The following is a 2246-nucleotide window of genomic DNA, read 5'->3' on the forward strand; positions in this document are numbered from 1 at the left end:
AAAACAGGTACACTTTGTAAAGATTTCTAAGATATTTAATAAATGTGTAAACAACTTAAAGAGGGTATCAAAAAGTTGTTATAGTTTTTTTGTAAATATTTAAGATATTGCCCTTTCTCTGAATCAATTAATAATTTTGGTTTTACAAATAAAAAAACCATTTTAGTAAATGGTTTAATTATTATTCTTATTCAATTTCCGAGTTTTTTCCAAAATCCTTATTTTATTTATACGACCATTTAATCCGTGAACAACAATAGACTTCTTGCATAACCTAGTTATTTTAAAATTCCTATAATTTCTATTTTAAATATATTTTATAGGAATTTTAAAATAACTAGGTTATGCAAGAAGTCTAATAACTCATTTTTTATTGTTGTCATTTTTTACTCATGAACGAATTGAAACTCCTTTTAACATCACATCTTCATAACCAGGAATATCATATTCCTGAATATCTCATTTTTGTGCTAATTCATCAGAAGTTAATGCCATTGTTTCAAGATGCAAACGCTTGGTTAAATCCATAATATACTTTTTACAATATGCTTCTAAATCATTATCAGTTTTTTTCATCAAGTATGATGAGTTAATAAAAACCGTTTGTCATGAAAAGCATAAAAGATTTTAATATAAATAGCATTATTATGCATATATTCTTGTAATTGATCATCAGGAACAAGACGATAACTATGGTCAGTAACAAAATCTTGTTGAAAATCTTCCTCATCTTTATGTTTGTTGACCATCCTAGTGTAAATCCTCCTTCGTGAAGCCATATGGTAGTAAATCTTTAATTGTTAAAACATATGATTCACCTTTTTGATTATAAATTTCAATTGGAATTCGATGATCAACTAATTCTCATAAAAATTGCCGGCATATTCCACAAGGAGAACCTGCTTGTTTACTGTCAGTATATAAGTAAAATTTTATACTATCTGTTTTACGATAACCTAACGCATAAACCTGAGCTAAAGCTGTCCGTTCTGCGCAAATCGTAGCAGCATATGCTGCATTTTCAACATTAACACCAATAACTTCTGTACCATCTTTTAACAAACAAATTGCACTAACACGAAAATTTGAATATGGTGCATAAGCTTTTTTACTTAATAATTTTAACTTTTCAAAATAAGTTGGCATTTCATTAACTTCCCTTTTTAACTAATGTGTAAATATAACTTAATAACATCCACCAACGGTGGTAACATTATTAATAATCCAATTGCAATTGCCAAAATAGAATTAATTAATGTTGCCGCGGCACAAATATCTTTAATTTTTTTTGCTTTAATATTATATTCAAATGATAATAAATCAACAAAATTTTCAACTATTGTATTAATTAACTCAAAACCAATGACAATTCCAATGGTTAATAATAAAATTGCTCATTGAACATATCCAAACTGGTTAGGAACCATTTTTTGCAATCAAATTCCTAGACCAATAACAATCAATGACACAATAAAATGAATAATTAAACTTGATTCTTCTTTAATTGCTGTATAAATTCCACGAAAAGCATTTGAAAATTTATTCCGTAATTTAAAAAATATTTTTTTCTTGACTGGTGACTTTTTTGCCATTATGTATCCCTTTCTTCTTTCTGTTTTTATTTTATTGGAATTCGGTTAATTTGTAAATCATTTAATACTTTTCGTTGTAAATTAAACATTTTTTCTTCATCAGTCGGAGTTTGATGATCATAACCTAAAATATGTAACATACCATGAGTAAATAAAAAAGCAAATTCACGACGAAGAGAATGGTTATATTCAGCAGCTTGAGCAAGAGCTTTTTCATAGCAAATAAAAATATCCCCTAAACTGCGCAGTCCGGTTAATTGAAATAAATCAATCTTATTTTCTTCTTCTAAAGCAAAGGTAATAACATCAGCAACATAATCTTTGTTACAATATTTTCGATTAAGTTCTAATTGTTCTTGTGCATCAACAATAATTAATGATAATTCTAATGGCTCAGTTATTGCTAATAAAGTTTTAATTTTTTTGAAAATTGCATTAAAATCATCTTGATATGGTTTAATATCAAACTTTGTTTCATTATAAATCACAAAATCATCTTTCATTACCTCACCAGACCCTTCTCTTTTTTTATTATAACAAATTAAATCATTAGACTTCTTGCATAACCTATTAAAATAATTGTAAATATTTTTAAAAAGATACTAATAGCAAATTATAATTTTAATTAATTATGTCTTTTATTTAAAAATTWTA

At 26.2% G+C, this 2246-nt stretch carries 5 protein-coding genes; all 5 read right to left on the reverse strand.

Features of this window, described 5'->3' with window-relative positions; genetic code table 4:
- Positions 1-342: 342 nt before the first annotated feature.
- The 5 genes from EHV01_RS04800 to ybeY are packed head-to-tail and all read right to left on the reverse strand — an operon-like array spanning position 343 to position 2095.
- Positions 343-576: a hypothetical protein gene (locus EHV01_RS04800; RefSeq protein ID WP_422066457.1), complete on the reverse strand. Its 234-nt coding sequence runs from the start codon at positions 574-576 to the stop codon at positions 343-345.
- On the reverse strand, positions 552-749 hold the full coding sequence (locus tag EHV01_RS04805; RefSeq protein ID WP_422066458.1) for a hypothetical protein: 198 nt from the start codon (positions 747-749) through the stop codon (positions 552-554). Before EHV01_RS04805 ends, EHV01_RS04800 begins: the two co-directional genes overlap by 25 nt.
- A gap of 1 nt (position 750) precedes the next feature.
- The gene (gene cdd, locus EHV01_RS04810) at positions 751-1146 is read right to left on the reverse strand and encodes a cytidine deaminase (RefSeq protein ID WP_422066459.1); all 396 of its coding nucleotides are present in this window, start codon (positions 1144-1146) and stop codon (positions 751-753) included.
- Positions 1147-1163: 17 nt separating this feature from the next.
- On the reverse strand, positions 1164-1592 hold the full coding sequence (locus tag EHV01_RS04815) for a diacylglycerol kinase family protein (protein ID WP_422066460.1): 429 nt from the start codon (positions 1590-1592) through the stop codon (positions 1164-1166).
- A gap of 26 nt (positions 1593-1618) precedes the next feature.
- On the reverse strand, positions 1619-2095 hold the full coding sequence (gene ybeY / locus EHV01_RS04820) for an rRNA maturation RNase YbeY (protein ID WP_422066461.1): 477 nt from the start codon (positions 2093-2095) through the stop codon (positions 1619-1621).
- Between the last annotated feature and the right edge of the window lie 151 nt (positions 2096-2246).

Origin of the sequence: Spiroplasma sp. hy2, assembly GCF_044714365.1 — a bacterium.
Classification (GTDB): Bacteria; Bacillota_I; Bacilli_A; order Mycoplasmatales; family Mycoplasmataceae; genus Spiroplasma; species Spiroplasma phoeniceum.